We start from the raw sequence: 17,738 nt of genomic DNA, 5'->3' as shown, positions 1-17,738 counted from the left end.
TTGATGCCCAGCGGCAGCGGCCGAAAGGCCGGCAGCATAGCGGAAGCTCTGAGTCAGTGCGTCGCCAGGCTCAGCTCGACCTTGGGCACCCAAGGCGCGCCGGACACGGGCTCAGCCAGCTTGGGCGCGCCCAGGAAGATGCGCTCCGGCGGAACGCCGCGCGAGATCAGCGCATCGCGCAAGGCCACCGCGCGGGCAAGCGCAAGCTGCGTCACCGCCTCGGTCTTGATCTCGAAGCCGGCAAGCAGGCGCTGCTCCATCTCCTGCGCCGGCAGGTCCTTGAGCAAGCCAAGCAGGTTGCGCGGACGATCGGGCAGGCTGCTGGACTTGTAAAGCTGTCCGAGCAGACGCGCCCGGTCCGCCGCGGAGAGCAGCAGGTCGTCACTGGTCTGCGCGGCGGCCTGCGTGCCCCCCTGACGGCGCAGTTCGCGACGACGCTCGCTCTGCAGGGCGCGCTCCAGCGCCTGCGCCTGCAGGCCGGCGCGTTCGGCCTCGGTCTGCGCCCAGCCGGTGAGCGTGAGCTTCAGCCCTGGCCTGTCCTGCAGCGCGCTGGCGATCTGATCCAGGCGTGTGAGCGCTGCGCCATCGATGGCGGCGCTGCCGGCGGCAAAGTCGATCTGGCTTTGCTCGGCACCGCCGCCCCCGGTGAGCAGCGCGAAGGGCGCAGTCAGCGCCTTGCCGATCAGATTGACGATGATCTTCACGATCAGCCCGCCCATGCTGAACTGCGGGTCGCGCAGCGAGCCGCTGATCGGCAGGTTGATGTCGATGACGCCGTTGCGATCCTTGAGCAGGGCCACCGCCAGCAGCACCGGCAGCTTGGTTGCCGAGGGACTCTCGATCCGCTCGCCAAAGGTCAGCTGGTTGAGGATGATCTGGTTCTGCGCTTCGAGCTGCCCGCCCGGATCGATCCGGTAATGCACATGGCTGGAGAGCTTGCCGCGCTCTATCGCGTAGCCGGCGTACTTGCCTGCGTATGGCGACAGCGGCGAGAGCTCGATGTCGCTGGCATCGGCGTTGATGTCCATGACCAGCGGCGCGCCGCTCGGATTGAGCTGGCCATAGATCGCGAGGCGCCCGGTGCCTTCGATGCGGCCGTTGAGCTGCAGCGGCGCCATCGCCGCATCACCGCTGGCGAAACGCCCCAGCGTGCCACTGAGCTCGCTGAGCTTGGCGCTGTAGTTGGGCTTGATATAGCGGTCGCTGAAGTCCACCGTGCCCCCGACAAAGCGGGTCTCGCCGATGCTGAGCGACAGCGCCGGTGGCGCCGCCTCAGCCGCTCCAGCCGCCGCACTTGCCGCTGCCGATGCAGCGGGCTCGGGCGGTGCAGCAGCAGCGCCCGCCGGCCGCCCGCGCAGCTCACCCAGATTGAAATGCCCGCGCTCGTCGACGATCAGGCGCGCATAGAAGTCGGCGATGCTCGCACTGCCGATCTGCAGCTGCGGCACCGCGCCGTCGGCCAGTGCAAGATCGAAGCCGCCCAGATCCAGCTCGCGCCAGCTGAGGAACTCATCGCCGGGCTGCAGCTGCGTGTCGATCTCGCGCACATGGCGCAGGCGCAGCTCGTCCACCTCGAGTCCGCCGCTCAGGCGGCCGCGCCAGCCCCGGGCCGGCAGCTCCAGGTTCAGCTGGCCCTTGAACGCCGCCTCGCCGCGGCGCACGTTGATGCGCAGGCTCTGATCCAGATAGGGCGCGAAGGCGTTGAGCGGCAAGCGCTCGACACGCAAGGCACCTTGCAGGCCCCAGGGTGCGCTGGCCAGCCGGCCTTCCCAGCTGATGCGCCCGGCTGCGGCACCCTCGCGCCGCCCGCCCGGCTGGCTGAGCTGCAGGCTCAGACGCGCCGGCGCAGCGGCAGCCCTGGCCCCCTGCCCATCCAGCGCCAGGCTGGCCACGCGCAGCTGGATGGCGTCAGCCTGCAACTGGTGCGGACCCGCTGCGCCGCCGCGCGACTGAAGCGGCCGCACCGCGGCATCGCTGAACAGCAGCCGCCCTTTGTCCACCGCCAGCTCGTCCAGCTGCACGGCCCACGGCTGTGCTGACACGGTGCCGTCCGCTGAACGCGCTGGCAGCGGCAGTTGCAACTCGCCGCCGGCATTGCGGCGCAGGTGCAAAGTCGGTGCGGCCAGGCCCAGCTTGCCCAGCGCAGCGCTGCGCCGCGCCAGGTCGATCTCAGCCCGATCGAGGCTCAGTCGCCCCAGGGTGGCGAATTCGCTGCCACCGATCAGCTGGGCCTGCACGGCATCGACGCTGAGGCCTCTGAGCTGCAGCTGTCCGCGCGCCAGGGCGCCCGGCTCCAGCGGTGCCACAGCAGCAAAGCGCCACTGCCCGGCGGCGCTACCCCGCAGCTGCAACGGCACGCTCGACTGCAGATAAGGCGCCAGCGTTTGCAGCGAGATCTCGCGCCAGGAACCTTCAGCTTCCAGACGCTGACCGTCAAGCCGCACGGCAGCCTGCACCTGACCGGGTTTGCCGTCCGGCAGTGCACGCAGCTGTGCCGAGGCTTGCAGTTGCCCGGCCATCTGCTGCGCAAGCGGCCACTGCAAGCGGCTGCCACTCAGCTGCAGGGCGTCGAGCGCCAGTGCAGCTGGCCTGCCCAGGGCCTGATCCTGCCAGGCGAGGCGACCGTCGGAGATGGACAGCCTGTCCAGCATCAGCTGCCCGGCGGGCTCGCTGGTACCCGCCTGGCGCGAAGGCGCTGGCGCCGCAAGAGCAGGCAGGCGCAGTTGCCCCGCACGGTCGCGCTGAAGGCTGAGTCGGGGCTGTTCGATCTCGACGGCATCGAGATGAGCCCGTCGCGCCAAGGGCTGCACGTCGCGCAAGGACAGGCGCAGGAGTTTCCACGACAGCCAGCCGGGCTGGCCACGCTGACCCAGACTCAGCTCTCGCAACACAACGGTACCGGCCACGCTGAGCTCGGGCTTTGCCGGCACCGTCTCCCGGTAGCGAAGCTGCAGATCACCATCCAGCAGCCCCTGCTCCAGCCGCAGCGGCAGGTCTCTGCCCGCATAGGCCTGCCAGGGCGCCAGCTGCGCGCCGTCGATCTTCAGGTGCAGCTGCAGCGGGCGTGCCGGTGCCAGCGGCTGACCACTGAGCTCGGCCCATAAGGCTGCGCCATCAAGCCTGGCCGACACCCGCAGCGTGACCGGTTCGTCGGCATCCTGGGCGCGCAGCGAGAGTCGCGGCAGCTCGATATCGATGTCCGCGAGCTCATGCTGCTGGGACAGGTGACGATCGTCGAACTGCCAGCGTCCGGACCGGACGGCGACACGCTGCAATACCACCGGCGTGGACGAGGCGTTTCCCGTCGATCGCGGCGCGAGCCAGCGCTGCAGGACATCGTCGATGTCCAGACGCGTCTCGTCCAGGCGGGTCAGCCGCAACGTCGGCGACTGCAGTTCGAGCTGGCTGAGCACGGCGGCGCGCGCCCAGAGCGAGGCAATAGACAGTCTGGCCTCGACGCGTTCGATCCGCAGCTGCGCCTGATCGGCAGGCGCGGCGCCGGCCAGGGTCAGACCGCGCATGACCAGGCCCAGCCGCCAGGGGCTGACTTCGACCTGCTCGACGCTGAGCCGGCGACCCAGCGCTTCGCTCGCCAAAGTCATGCCGCGGCCCTGCACCCAGGCGGGAAGCCAGACGCCGGCCGCCACCATCAGCAGCACCAGCAGCACAGCCAGCAGCAGGCTCCAACGGACGAGCGGCCGCTTCAGCACAGTGAACCGACTGCGGTCGGCGCTGGGTGACGAGGTGGCTCCGGAGTTCATCGCCGTCCAGTGTAGCCAGCGCCCTGCGATGATGAGACCCGTGACGAACTGATGCGGCGCAAGCTTCTATCACCTGCCTAGAACCATGCTTGATGGACTTCTCCCTGCGCTCAAGCCCTGGCTGCTGGCGCTCGCCCTCCCCCCGGCCCCTGGGCTGCTGCTGGCCTTGCTGGGTGCCGGATTGCTGCAGCGTCGTCGCCGCAGCGGCTGGCCGATCCTGCTCGGCGCGCTGCTGTTCATCTGGCTGGGCTGCACCGAGGCAGCAGCCGATCGGCTGCGCGTCTGGCTGCTCGGGCCGATGGAGGCGCTCTCGCCGATGCAAGCCCAGCAGTTGCGCGCTGCGCCGGCGACTGCCGTGCTCGTGCTCGGCGGCGGCGCCTTGCAGAACACTGCAGAGTACGGTGGCGCGACGCTCAAGCCATTGACGCTGGAACGCCTGCGCTACGGGGCGTGGCTGGCACGGCGCCTCGAGCTGCCGCTGGCCTATACCGGCGGCGTTGGCTGGGGGGGCAAGGAGGACGCGGTGGCCGAGGCGCCCCTCGCCCGACAGGTGGTCGAACAGGAGTACGGCATGAAGCTGCTGTTCGCCGAAAGCCAGTCGCGCGACACGCGTGAGAACGCTCAGTTCAGCCTGCCTTTGCTGAAGCAGCACGGCATCCAGCGCGTCTTGCTGGTCACGCATGTTCAGCATATGCCTCGCTCGCTGCGCGCTTTCCGGGTGCTGGTGGATGAGCAGACGCTGTCTCTGGCGCCAGCGCCGGTTGGTGGTCGGGCGACTGGGCTGCCGCTTGTTGTCGGCGACTGGCTGCCCTCGGTGCAGGGCTATGCGCAGTGTCGCTATGTGATCTATGAATGGCTGGCTCTTCGCCTGGGCCATTGAGGTGCGCAGGCCCCACAAATGACAAGCCCCTTCCGGAGCGGATCCGGAAGGGGCCGGATGGCTGATGCCATCAGTGGGGCTCCGCGGCCATCTGCCGCAGGGCTCCTGGCGCGCAGAGACTGCGCCAGTTGGAGTGCCTTCAAAAAGGCAAGCGAACAGTAGCGCAGTCTGGCGTCGGCATCAAGCCCCGCAGCTCATGCTGGGGCTGAGCCGCCGAACAAGCGCTCGAAGAGCGCGTCCGCACGCTGCTGCACGTCCGCCTCCATCGTGATCGGGCGCCCCCATTCGCGCGAGCTCTCGCCAGGCCACTTGTTCGTCGCATCCAATCCCATCTTTCCACCCAGGCCGCTGATCGGCGATGCGAAGTCGAGATAGTCGATCGGCGTGCTCTCGACCAGGGTGGTATCTCGCACCGGATCCATGCGGGTGGTGATCGCCCACACCACTTCCTTCCAGTCCCGCACGTCCACGTCGTCATCGACCACCACGATGAACTTGGTGTACATGAACTGGCGCAGAAAGCTCCACAGCCCGAACATCACTCGTTTGGCATGCCCGGCGTAGGCCTTGCGGATCGAAATCACGGCCATGCGGTAGCTGCAGCCCTCGGGCGGCAGATAGAAGTCCACGATCTCTGGAAACTGCTTTTGCAGGATGGGCACAAAGACCTCGTTGAGAGCCACGCCCAGGATGGCGGGCTCGTCCGGCGGCTTGCCGGTGTAGGTCGAGTGATAGATTGGTTGGCTGCGTCGGGTCAGTCGCGCCACTTCGAACACCGGGAACCAGTCCTGCTCGTTGTAGTAGCCGGTGTGGTCGCCGAACGGCCCCTCGAGGGCATGCAGGTATCCGCCCTTCTCCTTCAATGGCACGCCGTCCTCGCTGACGCCTTCATAGCCGGCCGCTGCGGCGGGAATATGCCCCTCCAGCACGATCTCGGCGCTGGCCGGCACCTGCAGCATGCGTCCGGCCTCACCGACGCCGCTGTCCACCAGTTCGGTGCGCGAGCCGCGCAGCAACCCGGCGAACTGGTACTCCGAGAGGCTGTCGGGCACCGGTGTGACCGCGCCAAGAATGGTGGCCGGATCGGCGCCCAAAGCCACCGCAATCGGAAACGGCTGGCCTGGATTGGCGAGCGCGAAGTCACGAAAGTCCAGGGCGCCGCCACGGTGCGCCAACCAGCGCATGATCAGCTGGCGCCGGCCGATCAATTGCTGTCGGTAAATGCCAAGGTTCTGACGCAGGCGCGGGCTGGGCACCGACTGCGGGCCGCGGGTGATCACCAGCCCCCAGGTCAGAAGCGGGCCTGCATCGCCAGGCCAGCAGGTCTGGATCGGCAAGGTCTTGAGATCGACGTCCGACCCGACGAGTACCTCCTCTTGGCATGGCGCTCGCCGGACGACGCTGGGTTTCATATCCCACAGCGCCTTGGCCATCTGGATGAGCCGGCCAGCGTCCTTCAGTCCTCGCGGTGGCTCGGGTTCCTTCAGGCTCGCCAGCAACTGTCCGACCATCCGCAGATCAGCCAAGTTTTCGGCCCCCATGCCGAGGGCCACTCGTTCAGGGGTTCCGAACAGATTGGCGAGAACCGGAATGTCATGCCCGATCGGACGCTCGAAAAGCAGCGCTGGTCCGGCTTGCCGCAGCACCCGGTCGGCCAGCGCCGTCATCTCCAGCCGCGGCGACACCGGCTCGACCACCCGCCGGAGCTCACCCGCATGCTCCAGGCCGTGGATGAAGTCGCGCAAGTCCCGATATTTCATAACAAATAGTAATTAAGCTTCCAAGCAATGAGCTTGACGGGTTATTTTTGGTCCATAGAATCCGCGCTGCCCTGATCGATCAGGGTTAACCCGCGTCAACTCCAAGGGACTGAGTTGATGCATCGCTGCCGATGGACGCCGACCAAGGGACACCCCACGAGATGGTGGTGTGCCTGCAATGAAGGCCGGTCCATTATCAATGCCCGAGATTGTCCGCAGGCCGATCAAGCCTGTCGGGTCTGCTGAAGGGCGGAGACGAAAGGAGTCACATGACAGCGCGATTCGAGTCCACACGTGCCCTGGCCCGCCGAACCGGCTGCGCCATCTCCCTGTTCATCAAGGACATCGGCCACGGCCTGCTCGTGGTCAGCCACAACACACTGGCTCTGGTGGGCCTGGTGGTGCTTTCCTTGCTGCTGATGTTCTACAGCCAGGCCGAACTCCGTCACCGGGTCGAAGCCGAGGTTTACGACTGGCTGGAGACGCGCATCGGTGAACGCGCGGGGGCAGAAGGCAACGCACTCTTCGGTCTTGATGAACCCGATGCGGCGAGCCGCGCAACCGCCACCGACCCCAAAGCCCTGCCCCGTCAACAGGCAGCGGTGGCCAACTGGCTGGCACGTCGCTACAAGGTGGCACCCGAGCCGGTCAGCCGCCTGGTGCAGGAGGCCTACACCCTAGGCCAGCGTGCCAGAGTCGAGCCCACGCTCATTCTGGCCATCATCGCGGTCGAATCCAGCTTCAACCCCTTCGCCCAGAGTTCAGTTGGTGCACAGGGCCTGATGCAGGTGATGACGCGGGTGCACGACGACAAGTTCCGCGCCTTCGGCGGCAACCATGCCACCTTTGATCCGGTCACCAACCTGCGGGTCGGTGTACAGGTGCTGAAGGAATGCATCAGACGCGCCGGCGGGCTTGAAGAAGGGCTGCGCTATTACGTCGGCGCGGCAAACCTCAGCGATGATGGTGGCTATGTCGGCCGCGTCATGGGCGAGCACGAGATGCTGAAGGCAGTGGCTGCGGGCCTTCCGAACGCGCCGAAACCGCGCGATCCGGCACCGTCGGTTCCGAGCACTCCCGACGACAAGCTGGCTCTGGCCGGCTGAAGCGCGCCCGGCGCTCCGTTACACTCGGAGCCTCGCGTAACTGGCGATCAAGGCGGCACGCTGGCGCGTGTCGCCCGAGGTGGTGGACCACCGGGGAGCGCGAGCGTTCGGATCGTCTCAAGCAGATGGCTCCGATCGGATTCAGCCGTTCGCCTGGGCAGTTCCACACCGAGCCATGTATAGCTTGGGGCGCCAGGAACTCGAACCCTTGAGACCCACCACCATCATCATGTTTGATCGCAGCACCTCCACACTTGCCTCTGTCGACCCCGAAGTCTGGGCAGCCGTCCAGCAGGAGAACCGCCGTCAGGAAGAGCACATCGAGCTGATTGCCTCCGAGAACTACACCTCGCCCGCTGTCATGCAGGCGCAAGGCAGCCAGCTGACCAACAAGTACGCCGAAGGCTATCCCGGCAAGCGCTACTACGGCGGCTGCGAATACGTGGACATCGTCGAGCAGCTCGCGATCGATCGCCTGAAGCAGCTGTTCGGCGCCGGCTTCGCCAACGTGCAGCCCAACTCCGGTTCGCAAGCCAACCAGGGCGTGTTCTTCGCGCTGCTGCAGCCCGGTGACACCATCATGGGCATGAGCCTGGCCGAAGGCGGCCATCTGACGCACGGCATGCCGTTGAACATGAGCGGCAAGTGGTTCAACGTGATCTCCTACGGCCTCAACGCCAAGGAAGAGATCGACTACGACGCCATGGAAGCCCTGGCCCGCGAAAAGAAGCCCAAGCTGATCATCGCCGGCGCATCGGCCTACAGCCTGCACATCGATTTCGAGCGTTTCGCCAAGGTTGCCAAGGAAATCGGCGCCTACTTCATGGTCGACATGGCCCACTACGCTGGCTTGATCGCCGCTGGCGTCTACCCCAACCCGCTGCCGCATGCGGATGTGGTGACCTCCACGACGCACAAGAGCCTGCGCGGCCCGCGTGGCGGCATCATCCTGACCAACAGCGAAGAGATTGCCAAGAAGATCAACTCGGCCATCTTCCCTGGCATCCAGGGCGGCCCGCTGATGCATGTCATCGCTGGCAAGGCTGTCGCCTTCAAGGAAGCCCTGACGCCCGAGTTCAAGGCCTACCAGGAGCAGGTGGTCAAGAACGCCAAAGTGCTGGCTGACACGCTGATCGAGCGCGGTCTGCGCATTGTTTCTGGCGGCACGCAGAGCCATGTGATGCTGGTCGACCTGCGTCCCAAGGGTCTGACGGGCAAGGAAGCTGAGGCCATCCTCGGCTCGGCTCACATGACCTGCAACAAGAACGGCATCCCGAACGACCCGCAGAAGCCGATGGTCACCAGCGGCATCCGGCTCGGCACACCAGCCATGACAACGCGCGGATTCAAGGAAGAGCAGGTTCGCCAGACCGCCCACCTGATCGCCGATGTGTTGGACAAGCCGCATGACGAGGCCAACCTCGCCGCGGTGCGCGAGAAGGTCGCCGCGTTGACCCGCGACTTCCCGGTCTATCGCTAAGACCACTGCAGGCCCGCCAGCATGCGCTGCCCGTTCTGCAGCCACGACGAGACCCAGGTCGTCGAGACTCGCGAGTCCGACGAAGGGGATGTGGTGCGCAGACGGCGGCGCTGCCAGGGCTGCGACAAGCGCTTCACCACCTATGAGCGCGCGGAAATTGCGCTGCCGGTGGTGGTCAAGAAGGACGGCACGCGCGCCGACTTCGACCCGGCAAAACTGCGTGCATCGATGCAGCTGGCACTGCGCAAGCGGCCGGTGAGCATCGAGCAGGTCGACGCCGCACTTGAGCGCATTCAGGAAAAGCTGTTGGCCAGCGGCGCCCGCGAGATGCCCTCAACCAAGCTGGGGGAACTCGTCATGCGCGAGCTCAAGCGCATCGACAAGGTAGCCTACGTGCGCTTTGCCTCGGTCTACCGCAGTTTCGAGGATGTGGACGAGTTCCGCCAGCTGATCCGGGATATCTGACCAGCCCCTCTTTGGAGGGAGGCATGCCCCCTCCCCGGCAGGACAGAAGCCCGCCGGTTGACGCACTAGCTTTGCTGCAGTGTTCACGCACAGCAAAGAGGCCGCGTCATGACATCACGCACCCCTGCCGCCCAGATCGCGACACAAGGCGGTCACAGCCTGATCGAAGCGCTGCTCAGCGTCGCGATTCTGGCCATCCTGCTCTCGGCCATCCTTCCGGCACTGGACCGGTTTGTACTTCGACAGCGACTGCAGGTTGCCGCTCAATCGGTGATGGTGGATCTGCAGCAAGCCCGGGCCGAGGCGGTGCGCGGGCGCGAGTCCATCCAGTTCGCCTTTGGCCAACCGGCTGGCGGCAGCTGCTACGTGATCCACACCGGGGCCATTGGCGCCTGTCGCTGCGAGGCCGACGGCCAGGCAATTTGCACAGGCGATGGCAGCGTGCTCAAGACCAACTGGCTGCCTGCGAGCCGGTCGGTCACGCTACGGGCCAATGTCCGCAACCTGAGCTTCCATGCGCGGCAGGGCTCGGTGACGAGCACTGGCAGCATCGACTTGGAACTCGCGAAGGGTGGCGAGGCGGTGCGGCATGTGGTCAGCATCGCCGGACGGGTGCGCAGCTGCGCACCCGCTGGAACGGTCGGCGGCCTCAAGCCCTGCCTCGGCTGATCCGAGCCCCCGTTGACGAACGGCCGCGCAAGGCTGACAAGCGGCAGTTCGTGAACGATTTCACGAACAGACTGATTCCGATAATCCGACCATGGAGCGGCAGACCTTTTCCTTCAGGACAAGGATGTGCCGGGATGGGAGGCTACAGGGGTTCACCTTGGTGGAACTGCTGGTCGCGGTCGCCATCCTGGCCATCCTGGCCGCCATCGCCCTGCCGGTCTATACCGAGCATGTGCGCAAGGGCCGGCGCAGCGATGCCGTGGCAGCACTGAGCCTGGTTCAGCAGGCACAGGAGCGCTGGCGAGCCAATAGCGCCAGCTATGCCGACAAGCTGGAGACACTCGGCTTCAACAGCTCCAGCTCAGCCAAGGGCTACTACCAACTCAGCCTGAGCGACGTTTCTGCGGGCGGCTATACCGTCACCGCCAGCGCCATCAGCGACAAGGCCCAGGCGGCCGACTCGAAGTGCGCCCAAATGTGGGTCACGCTCAGCGGCGGGACGCTGAACTACGGTTCGACGCAGACCGGGTGCTGGGCCCAATGAGCATGGACAGGCGCATGCTGCTCCTCGGCATCACCCTGATTGAACTGCTGGTGGTCATGGCGGTTCTGGGTGTGCTGCTCGCGGTGGCCGCGCCGTCCTTTGCGGACCTGATGAACCGACGCCGGGTAGAGGCGATTGCCCAGGAACTCAGCACGGACTTGGCTTATGCCCGCTCCGAGGGCGGTCTGCGCGCACGCGCGATCACCATGCGTTTCAGTTCGAACAGCCAGACGAGCTGCTACGTCGTACACGTTCAGGGCAAGATCGGCATCTGCAACTGCCTCAATCCAAAGGGCAGCGAATGTCCGGGCGGCTTTGCCAACCAATTGCCGCTGAAGGTGAACCGCTTCAGTGCCGGTCAAGGGGTGACGCTGGTACCCAGCGCGGGTTCGGCCGCCATCACCTTCATCACCCCGCATGCCACGCTGGCCAACGAGGCCGGTGCATCGGTCGCCGTGGTCGGCAACCGGGGCTACAGGCTGGAGGCGCGTGTGAGCGGCCTAGGTCGGGTGCTGGTATGCGACCCCGACGGTTCCTTTGGCGGAGGTTACAGGCGATGCCCCAGCTCATGAACCGGCAGCGCCAGCGCGGCCTGGGCCTGGTGGAGCTGATGGTCGGCCTGACCATCGGCCTGATCATCACTGCGGGCGCCATCACGCTGACGACCAATCAGCTCGCCGACCATCGCCGCCTGGTCCTGGAGACACAGGTGCAGCAAGACCTCCGGGCCGCAGCAGACCTGATGCTGCGAGACCTGCGTCGCACGGGCTTCTGGGTCTTGCCGCAGAACGGCGTCTGGGCCGCCGGGCAGCCGCTCGAGCGCAGCGCCTACGGAGCGGTCGCACTGACCGAGAAGGGCGACGGCCTGACCTACGACTACAGCCTTGCCGACAACCGCAAGACCAGCAACCCCCAAGCGCCAGAGGACAACGAGGTCGATGACAAGCGCGAGCTGTTCGGCTTCCGCCTGGTGGATGGCACGCTTCAGTTCCGCACCGGCGGCAAGTGGCAACCGCTGACGGATCCGGCCACGCTGGAAGTCACCTCTTTCGATGCCAGCATCCATACGCAGTCCGTGCCGCTCGAGGAGTTCTGTCCAAGGCCCTGCCCGGCAGGCACCGTCTGCCAACCCTTCATCCAGCAGCTACGCCATGTGGACATCCGCTTGGCCGGGCGCGCAGTCCATGACCCCGCAGTCGTACGCAGCGTCCATCTGACGGCACGCCTGCGCAACGATGCGATCAGCGGGAGCTGCCCGGCATGAGCAGCCGCAATCGCCAGGCCCAGCGCGGCGCCACTACCCTGGTGGTGGTGATGGTGCTGTTCTTCATCATCGCGATGATGGCCGCCTACGCGAACCGGAACCTGCTCTTCGAGCAGCGCATCTCATCCAACTACTACCGCTCCGGAATGGCAGCCGAAACCGCTGAGGCCGGCCTTGAGTGGACGATTGCCCGACTGAACAGCGGCCTGATCGACGCCTCCTGCACTGACGATGCCGGCCAGGCCAGCAGCTTCAGGGATCGATATCTGAACATCGACGCTGCGCGCACGATCACGACCGACCTGAACCGCAGCACGCCCGTAGCGGCCTGCATCATCACTGCAGATCAGGGGCTGAAGTGCGTCTGCCGCGGCGATGGCGAGACCAAGAGTCTTGCTGCCCCATCGTCTCAACAGTTCCAGCCCATGTTCGGGATCGCCCTCACGCCGGTGAACCGGCCCGGCGTGGTGCGCGCCACCGTGACGGCTTGCACCGACACCTTGAGCAACTGTGGCTCCAGTGGCACGGCAGCGGTGGCCGCAGGTTTCGCCACCGCGACGGCCACGGTGGATCTCGCGCTGCTCAGCGCCCTGAAGACGCCGCCTGCCAGTCCGGTGGTGGCGCGGGGCAGCATCGACCTCGGCAGCGCTGGGCTCGGTCTGCACAACGCAGAATCCAGCGCGAACGGTCTGCTGCTGCACAGCGGCGGGGCATTGATCGGCAGCACCGTGCGATCGAGCAGCCTTCCCGGCACGCCGGTGAAAGCCGCCCAGATCGCCGACGATGCCGCGCTGGCCGCTCTATCGAGCGAGAGGTTCTTTTTCAACTTCTTCGGCATGTCTGCGGCGACCTATCGCGATCAGCCGGCGACACGTCGGATCAATTGCAGCGACGACTGCAGCGCCGCCGTACAGACGGCTTACGCCCAGGGCGCTCGGCTGATCTGGGTGGACGGCCTGCTCGCGCTGCGCAGCAATCTTGAGCTGGGCTCAGACCAAGACCCGCTGATCCTCATCAGCGACGGTTCTGTGTTGATCGACGGCCCGATGAAGATCAGTGGATTGGTCTACGCGCGTGGCGACGCCAGCTGGAGCAATGGCAGCGGCATGCCGGCGATGCTCACCGGGGCGCTGCTCGTCGAAGGCTCGCTCAGCGCCTCCGGCACGGCCGACATCGTCTATCGCTCTGACGTGCTGAATACCTTGAGCAACCAGCGCGGCAGCTTCGTGCGCGTGCCGGGCAGTTGGACGGACACGCAATGAACCCGACGGCCCTGCGCAGACGCCAAGGCGGCGTCACCTTGATCGAGGCGCTGGTCGCGCTGCTCATCATGGCCTTCGGCATGGTTGCCATGGTGGGCATGCAGAGCAATATGCGTCGCAGCGCCGATGTCGCCAAACAGCGCAGCGAGGCAGTGCGCATAGCCCAGCAGGACCTCGAATCGCTGCGCGCCTACTCGCAGCTTGTGCGTGACGAGGCGACTCCGTCAGAGACGATCAGCTTCGACCAGATCATCAGTGACGAGCCACCCGGCGTCGGCGACGCGAGCGCCAATGCAAGCTTCAAGCTGCGGCGCACCGTGACACCCGCAGCGGACGGCAGCGCCCAGACCGTCGAGGTAAGCGTCAGCTGGAAGGACCGTGCCGATGAAACGCAGACCGTTCGGCTGCGCAGCGTCATCGCTCGGGTCGATCCCAAGCTGAGCGCGGCCCTGACGGTTCCCCCGGATGGCAGCCCGACACGGCGCCCGCTGGGCCGCAACACCAGCATTCCGCTCGATGCCAAGGATCTGGGCGACGGCCGCAGTGTGTTCAAGCCCCCGCAGAGCGGCAGCATTGCCTGGGTCTTCGACAACAACAGTGGCGTGATCATCAGCCGCTGCAGCGGCCTGTCGGAGGGCTCGAGCAGCGCCTCGATCAGCACGGCCGACATTGCCGCGCTGTGCAACAACAACATCACCGCTTACCTGCTGAGCGGCCATGTGCGCTTTTCTACGGGCGACACGCCCGATCCGATCGCACCGAGCAGCAGCGCCCTGCCGCTGGACATCACGGTCACGGTCACGCCGGCCGAGCAGCATCCGACGCCGGCATATCAGTGCTTCGACGATGCTCCGGCATCGGCCATCAACACCCAGACCGACGGCGTGCGCTACTTCTGCGCCGTCTATGCCAACAGCGAGTCGCCCCCGAACTGGAGCGGCCAGGCACAGGTCGCCGACATTGCCCTGGGCAGTTCCGACTACAGGATCTGCCGCTACAGCGCCGACTACGACGGCAGCGGCGTGATCAGCAACCTGGAACATCCGGCCAGCTACAGCAAGGTCAGCACAGCCCTGACTGGACAGAACTACCTGGTCGTCCGTGCTTCAGCCGGGTGCCCGAATGGACGAGCCTTCGACCCAGCCAACGGCTTCTTCTTCGACAGCCGCACGGTGCAGCACCAGCCCTGAGCGGCTGGCGCGAGGGCTGGGCGCCAGCCGCTAGACTGCGGCGATGCTTCCCGAACCCACCGCTCCTGTCCTTGACGATCTGGGCGCGATGCGCCGAGCGCTCGCGCTGGCCGAGCTGGCCGTCGGCCTGTCGGATCCGAATCCGCGCGTCGGCTGCGTGATCCTGTCGGCCGACGGACGGTTGCTCGGCGAGGGCCACACCCAACGCGCCGGAGAGGCCCACGCCGAGGTGATGGCCCTGCGCGATGCGTCGCATCGCGGCCATGCAGTAGCCGGTGCCACGGCCTATGTGACGCTGGAACCCTGTTCCCACCATGGGCGCACCCCACCCTGCTGCGATGCCTTGATCGCCGCAGGCCTGGCCCGCGTCGTGGTGGCTGTCGGCGATCCGAACCCACTCGTCGGCGGACAGGGCCTGGCCCGGCTGCGCGCCGCCGGCATCGAGGTGCAGCTGGGTCTGCTGGCCGACGAGGCCCGCGAACTGAACATCGGTTTCTTCTCGCGCATGATCCGCGGCCGCCCCTACCTGCGCATGAAGGTCGCGGCCTCGCTGGATGGCCGCACCGCGCTGCCCGATGGTCGGAGCCAGTGGATCACCGCGGAGCAAGCCCGTCGCGACGGCCATGCCTGGCGCCGTCGCGCGAATGCGGTGCTCACTGGCATCGGCACCGTGCGCGACGACGACCCACGCCTGGACGTGCGGCTGGTCGAGACCCACCACCAGCCCTTGCGCGTGGTGGTCGATTCGCGGCTCGAGACGCCTGCCGATGCGCGGCTGCTCGCGCCGCCCGGCCAGGTGCTGATCTACGCCGCCGAAACCGATCCGGAGCGCGAAGCCGCCCTCGCCTCGCCAGCTTGCGAGATCGCCCTCATGCCGGGACCCGGCGGCAAAGTCGATCTGGCGGCCATGCTGATGGACCTCGGCAGGCGTGGCATCAACGAGCTGCATGTTGAGGCGGGCCACAAGCTCAACGGCTCGCTGGTCAAGGCAGGGTTGGTCGACGAGTACCTCATCTATCTGGCCCCCAAGCTGCTCGGCCAGGGCCGCGAAATCGCCGCTTTCGGGCCACTGGCGTCGCTGGGCGAGGCTGTCGAACTGCAATGGCTGGACATTGCCCGCGTCGGCGGCGACCTGCGCCTGCGCGCCCGACCACGAGACGGTCACGCCCTCTGGGCGAGCTAGCCCGAACAGCCTGTCCCCCCTTGCGGGCAAACCCTCGCCCCGCCCGCCTACAATCGCGGCCATGCCAATTTCACCCGTTCCCGAGCTGGTCGCCGAACTGGCAGCCGGTCGCATGGTCATTCTGGTCGACGAAGAGGATCGCGAAAACGAGGGCGACCTCGTGCTGGCGGCCGACCACGTGACGCCCGAAGCAATCAATTTCATGGCCAAGTACGGCCGTGGTCTGATCTGCCTGACGCTGACCCGCGAGCGCTGCGAGACGCTGCAGCTGCCGCCGATGGCCACGCGCAACGGCACCAAGCACGGCACCGCCTTCACCGTGTCGATCGAGGCGGCCACCGGCGTCACCACCGGCATCTCGGCGGCCGACCGTGCCCGCACGGTACAAGCCGCCGTGGCGCGCAATGCCAAGGCTGAAGACCTCGTGCAGCCCGGCCATATCTTCCCGCTGCAGGCGCAGGACGGCGGCGTGCTGATGCGCGCCGGCCATACCGAGGCTGGATGCGATTTCGCCCGCATGGCTGGCCTGACGCCCGCCGCGGTGATCTGCGAGATCATGAAGGACGACGGCACCATGGCCCGGCTGCCGGACCTGGAGATCTTCGCCAAGGAGCACGGCCTGAAGATCGGCACCATCGCCGACCTGATCGAGTACCGCAGCCGCAATGAGTCGCTGGTGCAGCGCGTGCAGCAGCGCAAGCTGCAGACCGCGCAAGGCAGCTTCGACTGCCAGGTCTTCCGCGACCGCACAGGCGCGCTGCATCTGGCGCTGTCGCAGGGCCAGTGGCAGGCGCAGGACGAAGTGCCCGTGCGCGTGCACGAGCCGCTGTCGGTGCTGGACCTGCTGGAGACCGGCGCGACGCCGCACTCCTGGCCCCTGCCCGCCGCACTGGCCGAGATCCAGCGTGCCGGCCGTGGCGTGGCCGTGCTGCTGAACTGCGGCGAGGAGGCCGATGCGCTCGAGCAGCGGCTGGCCGGCCGCGGCGGCAGTGCCCAACCCGGCACGATGGACCTGCGCACCTACGGCGTCGGCGCGCAGATCCTGCGCGAGCTCGGCGTGCAGCGCATGAAGCTGCTCGGCAGCCCGCGCCGCATGCCCAGCATGACCGGCTACGGCCTCGAAGTCACCGGCTTCGTCGCCTTCGACAACAAGGCCTGAACGGCCACGATTCCTATGCAAGCAGCAGACAAGGGCCAGGCGGCCAATCTCGACGGACGCGAACTGCGCATCGGCATCGTGCAGGCGCGCTTCAACGACGCGCTCACCGGCCAGCTCGCCAAGAGCTGCCTGGAGGAACTCGCGTCCATGGGCGTCGCGCAGTCGGCGATCCGCCACGTCACCGTGCCCGGTGCGCTGGAGGTGCCGGTGGCGCTATCGGCGATGGCCGAAAGCGACGACTACGACGCGCTGGTCGCGCTGGGCTGCATCATCCGTGGCGAGACCTACCACTTCGAGCTGGTCGCCAACGAGAGCGGTGCCGGTGTCACGCGCGTCTCGCTGGACGCGCAAATTCCCGTCGCCAATGCCATCCTGACCGTAGAGAACGAAGCCCAGGCCTGGGCCCGTGCCGACGAGAAGGGCCGCGATGCCGCACGCGTCGCGGTGGAGATGGCCAATCTGCTGCGCACGCTGCGCTGATCGACAGGACTCTCCTACCCATGCCCAATACCCCCAGCAAGCCCGCCGCCAAGCGCGCCCAGCCCAAGTCGGCCCGTCGCCGCTCGCGCGAGTCCGCGATGCAGGGCCTGTACCAGTGGCTGATCTCCGGCGAGGACGCCGGCGTGATCGACGCGCACATGCGTGAGCAGGACGGCTTCGCCAAGGCCGACGCGGCGCACTTCGACGCGCTGCTGCACGGCTGCATCACCGAAGCCGCCGACCTGGATGCCGTGCTCTCGCGCCACGTCGACCGCAAGACCACCGAGCTCTCGCCGATCGAGCACGCCATCCTGATGATCGGCGCCTACGAGCTCAAGCACTGCGTGGACATCCCCTACAAGGTCGCCATCAACGAAGCGGTCGAGCTGGCCAAGTCCTTCGGCGGCACCGATGGCCACAAGTACGTCAACGGCGTGCTGGACCGTGCTGCCGGCGAATTGCGCCCGCTGGAAGTGCAGCAGGCCGGTCGCGGCGCGGCACGCTAAGCGCTGCCTAAAGTCGCACGACGCATCAG

At 66.9% G+C, this 17,738-nt stretch carries 16 protein-coding genes and 1 riboswitch; of the genes, 14 read left to right on the top strand and 2 right to left on the bottom strand.

The features are described from left to right. Positions 1-53 precede the first annotated feature (53 nt). Entirely contained in the window at positions 54-3,761 is a 3,708-nt protein-coding gene (locus AC2EBS_RS04315) for a DUF748 domain-containing protein (protein ID WP_484727134.1), read from the bottom strand. 85 nt (positions 3,762-3,846) lie between these two features. Here AC2EBS_RS04315 and AC2EBS_RS04310 point away from each other — a divergent pair, with 85 nt between their 5' ends. Continuing rightward, positions 3,847-4,641: a YdcF family protein gene (locus AC2EBS_RS04310; RefSeq protein WP_484727133.1), complete on the top strand. Its 795-nt coding sequence runs from the start codon at positions 3,847-3,849 to the stop codon at positions 4,639-4,641. 194 nt (positions 4,642-4,835) lie between these two features. On the opposite strand, the gene AC2EBS_RS04305 is transcribed toward AC2EBS_RS04310, so the two are convergent. Continuing rightward, positions 4,836-6,401 carry a UbiD family decarboxylase gene (locus AC2EBS_RS04305; RefSeq protein WP_484727132.1) on the bottom strand — a complete coding sequence of 522 codons (1,566 nt, stop codon included), beginning with the start codon at positions 6,399-6,401 and terminating at the stop codon, positions 4,836-4,838. A 269-nt stretch (positions 6,402-6,670) separates the two neighbouring features. On the opposite strand from AC2EBS_RS04305, the gene AC2EBS_RS04300 reads away from it, so the two are divergent. The 13 genes from AC2EBS_RS04300 (at position 6,671) to nusB (ending at position 17,709) form a co-directional block, all read left to right on the top strand. Continuing rightward, positions 6,671-7,507, top strand: coding sequence for a lytic transglycosylase domain-containing protein (locus AC2EBS_RS04300; RefSeq protein WP_484727131.1), 837 nt, complete (start codon positions 6,671-6,673; stop codon positions 7,505-7,507). A gap of 26 nt (positions 7,508-7,533) precedes the next feature. Continuing rightward, a riboswitch (ZMP/ZTP riboswitch) is annotated at positions 7,534-7,673 on the top strand. A gap of 63 nt (positions 7,674-7,736) precedes the next feature. After that, a complete protein-coding gene (gene glyA, locus AC2EBS_RS04295; RefSeq protein WP_484727130.1) occupies positions 7,737-8,987 on the top strand; it encodes a serine hydroxymethyltransferase in 1,251 nt (416 codons plus the stop codon). Between the two features lie 21 nt (positions 8,988-9,008). Continuing rightward, positions 9,009-9,452, top strand: a complete 444-nt coding sequence (gene nrdR, locus AC2EBS_RS04290) for a transcriptional regulator NrdR (protein WP_484727129.1) — start codon at positions 9,009-9,011, stop codon at positions 9,450-9,452. A gap of 108 nt (positions 9,453-9,560) precedes the next feature. After that, positions 9,561-10,121, top strand: a complete 561-nt coding sequence (locus AC2EBS_RS04285; protein ID WP_484727128.1) for a GspH/FimT family pseudopilin — start codon at positions 9,561-9,563, stop codon at positions 10,119-10,121. Between the two features lie 91 nt (positions 10,122-10,212). After that, positions 10,213-10,665: a type IV pilin protein gene (locus AC2EBS_RS04280; RefSeq protein ID WP_484727127.1), complete on the top strand. Its 453-nt coding sequence runs from the start codon at positions 10,213-10,215 to the stop codon at positions 10,663-10,665. A 14-nt stretch (positions 10,666-10,679) separates the two neighbouring features. Then, complete coding sequence (locus AC2EBS_RS04275) at positions 10,680-11,237, top strand: prepilin-type N-terminal cleavage/methylation domain-containing protein (protein ID WP_484727126.1); 558 nt, start codon at positions 10,680-10,682, stop codon at positions 11,235-11,237. Beyond that, on the top strand, positions 11,222-11,929 hold the full coding sequence (locus tag AC2EBS_RS04270) for a PilW family protein (RefSeq protein ID WP_484727125.1): 708 nt from the start codon (positions 11,222-11,224) through the stop codon (positions 11,927-11,929). Before AC2EBS_RS04275 ends, AC2EBS_RS04270 begins: the two co-directional genes overlap by 16 nt. Continuing rightward, positions 11,926-13,191: a pilus assembly PilX family protein gene (locus AC2EBS_RS04265; protein ID WP_484727124.1), complete on the top strand. Its 1,266-nt coding sequence runs from the start codon at positions 11,926-11,928 to the stop codon at positions 13,189-13,191. Before AC2EBS_RS04270 ends, AC2EBS_RS04265 begins: the two co-directional genes overlap by 4 nt. After that, on the top strand, positions 13,188-14,381 hold the full coding sequence (locus AC2EBS_RS04260) for a type IV pilus modification PilV family protein (protein WP_484727123.1): 1,194 nt from the start codon (positions 13,188-13,190) through the stop codon (positions 14,379-14,381). Before AC2EBS_RS04265 ends, AC2EBS_RS04260 begins: the two co-directional genes overlap by 4 nt. 43 nt (positions 14,382-14,424) lie before the next feature. Continuing rightward, a complete protein-coding gene (gene ribD / locus AC2EBS_RS04255) occupies positions 14,425-15,564 on the top strand; it encodes a bifunctional diaminohydroxyphosphoribosylaminopyrimidine deaminase/5-amino-6-(5-phosphoribosylamino)uracil reductase RibD (protein ID WP_484727122.1) in 1,140 nt (379 codons plus the stop codon). Between the two features lie 61 nt (positions 15,565-15,625). Then, positions 15,626-16,723, top strand: a complete 1,098-nt coding sequence (gene ribBA / locus AC2EBS_RS04250) for a bifunctional 3,4-dihydroxy-2-butanone-4-phosphate synthase/GTP cyclohydrolase II (RefSeq protein ID WP_484727121.1) — start codon at positions 15,626-15,628, stop codon at positions 16,721-16,723. A 15-nt stretch (positions 16,724-16,738) separates the two neighbouring features. Next, the gene (ribH, locus tag AC2EBS_RS04245) at positions 16,739-17,203 is read left to right on the top strand and encodes a 6,7-dimethyl-8-ribityllumazine synthase (RefSeq protein ID WP_484727120.1); all 465 of its coding nucleotides are present in this window, start codon (positions 16,739-16,741) and stop codon (positions 17,201-17,203) included. A gap of 20 nt (positions 17,204-17,223) precedes the next feature. Further along, positions 17,224-17,709 carry a transcription antitermination factor NusB gene (gene nusB / locus AC2EBS_RS04240; protein WP_484727119.1) on the top strand — a complete coding sequence of 162 codons (486 nt, stop codon included), beginning with the start codon at positions 17,224-17,226 and terminating at the stop codon, positions 17,707-17,709. The last annotated feature ends 29 nt before the right edge of the window (positions 17,710-17,738 follow it).

Source organism: Roseateles sp. T103 (assembly GCF_057219915.1).
This window is presented reverse-complemented; position numbering and strand designations above follow the sequence as displayed.